Source organism: Streptomyces sp. RP5T, from assembly GCF_003933965.1.
In the GTDB taxonomy this organism is placed as follows: Bacteria; Actinomycetota; Actinomycetes; order Streptomycetales; family Streptomycetaceae; genus Streptomyces.
The window spans coordinates 22,504-30,736 of record NZ_RSAJ01000036.1; the positions used below are offsets into that span (position 1 = coordinate 22,504).

Genomic DNA, 8,233 nt, shown 5'->3' on the forward strand with positions numbered 1-8,233 from the left:
GTCGCGACCTGCTTGCTGCACCTGCCCGGGCCACCGCCCGGCTCGGCCAAGGCCCTGGGACGGTCGTACGCCGTCTCCGGACCGCGCCGGAGGCGGGTTGCCGGGGTACTCGCCGGGACCACCTGATCCCAGCTCGGCGCATGCGCTCCCCGACCGCCCCGACTCAGCGGCGGCTGATGCTGCGGACGCTCGCGAGGGTCAGGAACCCGAGGCCGACGAGAGCGGCCGCGGCGCCGATCAGCTCTGCGGTCGTGTGCATGGAACCTCCGGGGCCGGTAGAGGGGCTGGCTGGGCGGGGTCCTGTCATATAGGCACGCCACTTCGCTCACCTGCGGAATCCGTAGCCGGAGCCGACCCGGATTTCACCCGGAGAGCAGAGGCGGGGTGCCGGGTGGTTGTTCGTCCGTTCGAACGCTTACGCTTCACTGTTGTGTCCAAACTGACCGACGTGCCCAAACGGATCCTGATCGGGCGCGCACTGCGCAGCGACCGGCTCGGGGAAACGCTCCTGCCGAAGCGCATCGCACTCCCCGTCTTCGCCTCCGACCCGCTGTCCTCCGTGGCGTACGCGCCCGGCGAGGTCCTGCTGGTCCTTTCGATCGCGGGCGTGACGGCGTACCACTTCAGCCCCTGGATCGCCGTCGCGGTCGTCGTGCTGATGTTCACGGTGGTCGCCTCCTACCGGCAGAACGTGCATGCCTACCCCAGCGGCGGCGGCGACTACGAGGTGGCCACCACCAACCTCGGCCCCAAGGCGGGCCTGACGGTCGCCAGCGCGCTGCTCGTCGACTACGTCCTCACCGTCGCGGTGTCGATCTCCTCCGGCGTGGAGAACCTCGGCTCGGCGATCCCCTTCGTCGTCGAGAACAAGGTCGCCTGCGCGATCGGCGTGATCGTGCTGCTGACCCTGATGAACCTGCGCGGCGTGCGCGAGTCGGGCACCCTGTTCGCGATCCCCACGTACATCTTCGTCGCGGGCGTCTTCACCATGATCGCGTGGGGCGCGTTCCGCGGACTGGTCCTGGGCGACAGCATGCGGGCCCCGACGGCGGACTACGTCATCAAGCCCGAGCACCAAGGCCTGGCCGGATTCGCCCTGGTCTTCCTGCTGCTGCGGGCCTTCTCCTCCGGCTGTGCCGCCCTGACCGGCGTCGAGGCGATCTCCAACGGCGTGCCGGCGTTCCGCAAGCCCAAGTCCAAGAACGCGGCGACCACCCTCGCGATGATGGGTCTGCTCGCCGTCACCATGTTCTGCGGCATCATCGCGCTGGCCGCCGCCACCAACGTCCGCATGGCCGAGAACCCGGGCAAGGACCTCTTCCACGGCGGAGTCCCGCTCGGCCCGGGGTACGTCCAGAACCCCGTGATCTCCCAGGTCGCCGAGGCCGTCTTCGGCAAGGGCAGCTTCCTGTTCGTCGTGCTGGCCGCGGCCACCGCGCTGGTGCTGTTCCTCGCCGCGAACACCGCCTACAACGGCTTCCCGCTGCTGGGCTCGATCCTCGCCCAGGACCGCTACCTCCCGCGCCAGCTGCACACCCGCGGCGACCGCCTCGCCTTCTCCAACGGCATCGTGCTGCTGGCCGGCGCCGCCGCACTCCTGGTGGGGATCTACGGCGCCGACTCGACCCGGCTGATCCAGCTCTACATCGTCGGCGTGTTCGTGTCCTTCACGCTCAGCCAGACCGGCATGGTCCGGCACTGGAACCGCCACCTGGCGACCGAGAAGGACGCCGCCAAGCGCACCCACATGATCCGCTCCCGCGCGATCAACGCCTTCGGCGCCTTCTTCACCGGGCTCGTCCTGGTCGTCGTCCTGTTCACCAAGTTCACGCACGGCGCCTGGGTCGCCCTGCTGGGCATGTGCATCTTCTACGCGACGATGACGGCGATCCGGAAGCACTACGACCGCGTCGCCGAGGAGCTCGCAGCGCCCGAGGGCCCGAGCGACGACAGCCTCCGGCCCTCCCGCGTCCACTCCGTCGTCCTGATCTCCAAGATCCACCGCCCGGCGCTGCGGGCGCTCGCGTACGCCAAGCTGATGCGCTCGGACTCCCTGGAGGCCCTGAGCGTCAACGTCGACCCGGCCGAGACCAAGGCGCTGCGCGCCGAGTGGGAGCGGCGCGGGATCGACGTACCGCTGAAGGTGCTGGACTCGCCGTACCGCGAGATCACGCGGCCGATCATCGACTACGTCAAGGGGCTCAGGAAGGAGTCGCCGCGCGACGCGATCTCCGTGATCATCCCGGAGTACGTGGTCGGCCACTGGTACGAGCACCTGCTGCACAACCAGAGCGCGCTCCGGCTCAAGGGCCGGCTGCTGTTCACACCCGGAGTCATGGTGACCTCGGTGCCCTACCAGCTCCAGTCCTCGGAGGCGGCGAAGCTGCGGGCCCGCAGGCGGCAGGACTGGAACGCGCCGGGTTCGGTGCGGCGCGGTCCGGCCGAGCGGGCGAAGGAGTCCTCGGCGCCGAAGTAGACTGGTCGGCTGTTGTCCCGACGCGTGTCCCTCACCTTTTTGGAGTCACCCCACCGTGCAGGCAGAACCGAAGAAATCGCTGGTGGGGATGGAGTTCGAGGTCGAGGTCGGCCCCGTCGCCCACGGCGGGCACTGCATCGCCCGCACGGACGACGGCCAGGTGCTGTTCGTCCGGCACACGCTGCCCGGTGAGCGGGTCGTGGCCCGGGTCACCGAGGGCGAGGAGGGCGCGCGATTCCTGCGTGCCGACGCGGTGACGATCCTTGAGGCGTCCAAGGACCGCATCGAGGCGCCCTGTCCCTACGCCGGTCCCGGGCGCTGCGGCGGCTGCGACTGGCAGCACGCGAAGCCGGGTGCGCAGCGCCGCCTCAAGGGCGAGGTCGTCGCCGAGCAGCTGCAGCGGCTCGCCGGTCTCACCCCCGAGGAGGCCGGCTGGGACGGCACCGTGATGCCGGCCGAGGGCGACAAGCTGCCGGCCGGCGAGGTGCCTGCCTGGCGCACGCGCGTGCAGTACGCGGTGGACGCCGACGGCAACGCCGGGCTGCGCCGCCACCGCTCGCACGAGGTCGAGCCGATCGAGCACTGCATGATCGCCGCGCCGGGCGTGAGCGAGCTGGGCATCGAGAAGCGCGACTGGTCCGGGATGGCGTCCGTGGAGGCGATCGCGGCGACCGGTTCCCAGGACCGCATGGTCATCCTGGAGCCCAGGCCGGGCGCGCGCCTGCCCCTCGTCGAACTCGACAAGCCCGTCTCCGTGATGCGCGTCGAGGAGAAGGACGGCGGCATCCACCGCGTCCACGGCCGGGCCTTCGTGCGCGAGCGGGCCGACGGCCGCACCCACCGGGTGGGCAGCGGCGGCTTCTGGCAGGTCCACCCGCAGGCGGCCGACACCCTGGTCAAGGCGGTCATGCAGGGCCTGCTGCCGCGCAAGGGCGAGATGGCGCTCGACCTGTACTGCGGCGTCGGCCTGTTCGCGGGGGCGCTGGCCGACCGGCTCGGCGAGAAAGGCGCGGTCCTCGGTATCGAGTCCGGCAAGCGCGCCGTCGAGGACGCCCGCCACAACCTCGCCTCCTTCGACCGGGTCCGCATCGAGCAGGGCAAGGTCGAGAGCGTCCTGCCGCGCACCGGCATCACCGAGGTCGACCTGATCGTCCTCGACCCGCCGCGCTCGGGGGCCGGCCGCAAGACGGTCGAGCACCTGTCGTCGCTGGGCGCCCGGCGCATCGCCTACGTCGCCTGCGACCCGGCGGCACTGGCCCGGGACCTGGCGTACTTCCGGGACGGGGGGTACCGGGTGCGGACGCTTCGGGTGTTCGACCTGTTCCCGATGACGCATCACATGGAGTGCGTGGCGATCCTGGAGCCCGCAGCAAAGGGGCTCTGATCTGCCGTTTTCCGTGGGCGTCCGTTGACCGGCGCCCCCCTCGGCAACGGATCCACCGATGGGTGTCCGGCGACGTGAGCCGATACGGAGGGCTGTCGCTGACAGGGGAGGGCACGACCGCGGACGTCCGTCGGCTCAGTCGGCGGCGAGCAGGTGGGCGGGGGCGATCCGGGACAGCCCCCGGATCGGCACCGTCAGAGCCGCCACCACCAGGGCGGTCGCCGCGAGCGTGGCCAGCAGCGCGGCGCCGGCGACCGGGAACAGGTGACCGTGCAGCACGCCCCGGCCGAGGGTCAGCACCCCGGCCAGACCGGCCACCGCACCGGACAGGCCGCCCAGCAGAGCCAGTCCGACTCCCTCGTAGAGGGTCAGCTTCGCCAGCTCGCGGTTGGTCCAGCCGGTCGCCCGCAGCACCGCGAGATCGGCGGCGCGTTCGCGCTGCGAGACGACCAGGACGTCGATGGCGCCGGCGGCGCCCAGCAGCAGGGAGAGGGCGACGCTGAGGTAGTCGGCCTCGCGTGCCTGCGCCACCACGGCACTGCCGAGCAGCGACCCGGCCACCTCGCCCCGGAAGGCCAGCGTCAGGGCGAGCAGCACAGTGAAGGCGGCCACTCCCAGCGCCAGCCCTGTCGCACCCAGCAGCGTGCGGCCCCGCACCCGCAGCAAATTGAGCATGGCCAGTCCGGCCACCGAACGCACCGGGTGCGCGCGGCGGGCCGCCGTCACCGGGGGCCGGACGGCTTCCATCGGTCCCAGCCGGGTGGCGAGCCAGGCGGGGATCAGGCCCGCCGCCGTGGCCAGGAGGAGCGCGACCGGGAGTACGAGGAGTGACTTTGCGCCGGCTTCGGGCTGGCCCAGCACCCGGCCCAGCACGTACGCGAGCCCCGTGCCCACGGTTCCGGCGGCGAGGCCGATCAGCGCCAGTTCGCCGAGGACCAGGCGGAGCACTTCGCCACCGCTCCAGCCGAGACAGCGCAGCGTGCCGATCTCGGTGCGACGTGAGCGCACCGAGGCCAGCGCGGCCTGGCCGAGGAAGAGCGCGCACACGACGAGGACCAGCACGAAGAGCACCGCGCTCTTGGTGTCCACCGCCCGGAGAATGCGCAGTGCCACGCCCTTGGCGACCCAACGCTCCGTCACCTGTGCCGAGTCGCCCAGTGCCACCGTCTGCGGTGCCGGCGAGCTGCCGACGGTGACGTCGACCTGGAGCCGGGGGTAGGTGGCCCGGATCTTCCCGGCCACCGCGTTCACCCGCGCCCGGGAGGCGGTGTCGACGCCGGTCACTCCTGCCACCCGGATCCTGAGCGCGCTGACCGGCGCCTTTTCCTGGACGCTCGGGACCCGACGGCTCTTGGTGAGCGCGGTGATGGAGTCCATCGTCGTCAGCATGGTGGGCGGCGGGCTGACGTAGCCGCCCAGGTTGCGGTCGGGCTGCAGCGGCTTGCCCCGGAGCCTCGCCCGGGTAGCGCTGTCCGCACCGGTGACCTGCGGCGTCTGGTAGGTCTCCAACGGGGTGTCGGACAGGGGTGAGAAGCCGGGCAGTCTGCCGGTGTCGTAGCGGCCGACCAGGTGGACGAAGGGATTGGGCAGGCGTCCGGAGTCCACACCGTCGCAGGTCCCCAGTCCGATGCAGTCCGTGGCGGCGTGGCTGGTCACCTTCCGGTACTGGGTGCCCTGGTGGTTCTCCTCGGGGACGTTGGGGAACGGCTGCCGGTTCGAGTTGGTGATCCACAGGCCGGGCTTCTGCGGCGGCTGGGACTGCGCGGCGAGGTCACCGTCGGAGGTCCGGCGGTAGGTGACCGGGCCGACCGTCCAGTAGGCCCCGGTGTCGAAGGAGTCCTCGCTCAGTGCCTTCCGGTAGCCCTTGCTCAGGTCGATCCGGGTTTTGCCCACCGTGGTGCCGTGCAGGCTCCGGACGAAGCCGGCGGCTGTCGGGTTGCCCAGTTTCGAGGGCAGCTCGGCCGGGTCGCCGACGTCGAGCCGCTCGACCGTGGCGTCGAGCGTGCCGGTGGTCAGCGGGGTGTCGCTGAGCAGCGCCGGGATGTAGGAGTCGTGCCGTCCGTGGACGCTCTTGGCGCCCGACACCTTCCACGGCTTGTCCTGCTCGGTGAGCATGCGGCCCGAGACGATGGTGCCGCCCAGGCCCACCAGCCGGTCCTCGGCCACCGGGTCGACGGCGGCCAGCAGCACGGGGTAACTGACCGGAACATCGATCGTGGCCTTGTCCTGGCCGGACTGGCAGTTCATCCGCGAACTCAGGTCCGGGTCGAACGGCGACCTGTCCCTGAGGTCCTCGGCGATGATGTTCGGCTTCAGCGGCAGGTCCAGGTTGAACTCGGTCTGCTCGGTCTTGTCCCAGTTGAAGTAGAAGCAGACGTCGTACTTCCCCTTGATCCGGTACCGCTGGGTGCTCTTGTCGGCCGCACCCGCTTCCAGGGTCTCGGACTCGAAGAGGCCGTCCGACTCCGATGCCGAGGTCAGGGGGGAGCGGGTGAGGTAGACGTACTCGTCCGAGGTGCGGTAGCTGCCCAGTCCGGAGGTGAGGGTGGGGCTGATCCGCAGGATCTGCCGGGACGCCTTGCCGTCCAGGAAGCGGGACACGTCCACCGTGACGGTGCTCGCCACCATGAGGTAGCCGATGTTGGCGACCGGCGCGGCCACGTCCACCCCGGCCATGCCGCGGATGCGCCGGTACTGGTCCATGGTGATGCCGCCGAACGTCCCGGACAGGAAGTTCGGCGTGACCAGACCGCTCCGCCGCTCCACGTCCGTCTGCGAGTTGGGCGGGCGTACCAGGACGTCGTACGCGGACCGTGCGTTCTTCCGTACCGTGCCCACGGTGGTCGCCTGGCTCGTGCTCACCGTCGCGGTCAGCAGGGTGAAACTGGTCGCCGCCACCAGGATTCCCGCGGCCAGGGCCAGCGCGCGTCCGCGCCGCCGCCGTAACTGATCGAGGATCATCGCCATCACGGGCGCAGGCCCCCCAACCGGTGCAGCACGTCGCCGGACGGTGTGATCCGCTGGTCCGAGGTGATCCTGCCGTCCTGCAGCCGCACCACCCGGTCGCCGCCCGCGGCGACCTCCGCGTCGTGCGTGGCGATCAGCATCGTCATCGCGTAGCGCTCGCGCAGCGACATCAGCAGGTCGATGATCTCCCGCCCGATGACGCTGTCCAGGTTGCCCGTGGGCTCATCGGCCAGTAACAGTCCCGGCCGGTTGATCAACGCGCGTGCGAGGGCGACGCGTTGCTGCTGGCCGCCCGACAACTGCGAGGGCAGGGCATCGGCCCTCCGGCCCAGGCCGACGGCTTCGAGCAGCTCCATGCCGCGCGCACGCCGGTCGAAGTCCACTCTGCGCGGGAGGACGGGGGCGAGCACGTTGTCCAGCGCGGTCAGCGCGGGCAGCAGGTGGAAGCGCTGGAAGACGAAGCCGACACGCCGCCGGTGACGGTCCAGGTCCCGGGGCACCAGTGGTGTGCCGTCGATCTCGACGTGGCCCTCGTCGGGCTGGTCCATGCCGCCCGTCACATGCAGGACGGTGGATTTGCCGGCGCCGGACGGCCCGGTCAGCATCACCACCTCGCCGGCCGCGACCTCCAGGTCGACCCCGTCCAGAGCGGTCAGGCCGGGATACCGACGGCTCACCCCGCGCAACGCCACGCTCACAGCCATTGATGCAGCCTCGCCCTCGTACATCGCGGCACGTCGCCGCTCCTGCATTGCGACAATTCAGGGGTATGTTGTCACAATGTAGAAGGGACGTGTATGCCGCTCCACCACGCCGTGCTCGCGCTGCTGACCCGGCGACCGAATCACGGATACGAACTCAAGGCCCGGTTCGAGGAGGCCGTCGGCCCGCAGTGGGGCGGCCTGAACATCGGTCACCTCTACCAGATCCTCGAACGGCTGGTCCGTGACGGCTATGTCTCGCGCTCGCAGGTCACGCAGACCGACCGGCCCGACAAGAACCTCTACACGCTCACCGAGGCGGGCGAGGCCGAGCTGCGCTCGTGGGCGACCACCGCCTGGGTGCGCGTCGGCGGCTTCCGCGACGAACTGTTCCTGAAGCTCCTCGGCGCTGTCGCGCTGGGCCCGCAGGCCCTGGCCACACTGATCGAGTCGCAGCGGCAGACGTACCTGTCCGAGCTTGCGGGCCTGGCGCAGCAGCGCCGCGCCCACGCCGACGAGCCGCTGGTCGCCGTCCTGATCGACGCCGCCATCGCGCACACCAAGGCCGACCTGGGACTGCTGGACAGCGCCGCACAGCATCTGGGCCCGCTCGCCACGGCACAGAGCGCGCAGGCGCCGGAGCGCTCAGCCTCACGGGCACGGGGCGACGCCGACGAGGCTCCGAGGGGCAGGGCGGGATGAGAG

At 71.0% G+C, this 8,233-nt stretch carries 5 protein-coding genes; 3 read left to right on the forward strand and 2 right to left on the reverse strand.

All coding sequences use genetic code 11. The features are described from left to right. Window positions 1–430: 430 nt before the first annotated feature. Both EHS43_RS06525 and EHS43_RS06530 read left to right on the forward strand, forming a co-directional pair. The gene (locus EHS43_RS06525; protein ID WP_125189581.1) at window positions 431–2,476 is read left to right on the forward strand and encodes an APC family permease; all 2,046 of its coding nucleotides are present in this window, start codon (window positions 431–433) and stop codon (window positions 2,474–2,476) included. Window positions 2,477–2,531: 55 nt separating this feature from the next. Next, complete coding sequence (locus EHS43_RS06530; RefSeq protein ID WP_125189582.1) at window positions 2,532–3,860, forward strand: class I SAM-dependent RNA methyltransferase; 1,329 nt, start codon at window positions 2,532–2,534, stop codon at window positions 3,858–3,860. Between the two features lie 135 nt (window positions 3,861–3,995). On the opposite strand, the gene EHS43_RS06535 is transcribed toward EHS43_RS06530, so the two are convergent. Continuing rightward, the gene (locus EHS43_RS06535; RefSeq protein WP_125189583.1) at window positions 3,996–6,821 is read right to left on the reverse strand and encodes an FtsX-like permease family protein; all 2,826 of its coding nucleotides are present in this window, start codon (window positions 6,819–6,821) and stop codon (window positions 3,996–3,998) included. A gap of 5 nt (window positions 6,822–6,826) precedes the next feature. Next, window positions 6,827–7,531, reverse strand: coding sequence for an ABC transporter ATP-binding protein (locus tag EHS43_RS06540; protein ID WP_260470410.1), 705 nt, complete (start codon window positions 7,529–7,531; stop codon window positions 6,827–6,829). Window positions 7,532–7,624: 93 nt separating this feature from the next. Between EHS43_RS06540 and EHS43_RS06545 the strand changes: the two genes are divergently transcribed. Then, complete coding sequence (locus tag EHS43_RS06545; RefSeq protein ID WP_125189584.1) at window positions 7,625–8,230, forward strand: PadR family transcriptional regulator; 606 nt, start codon at window positions 7,625–7,627, stop codon at window positions 8,228–8,230. The last annotated feature ends 3 nt before the right edge of the window (window positions 8,231–8,233 follow it).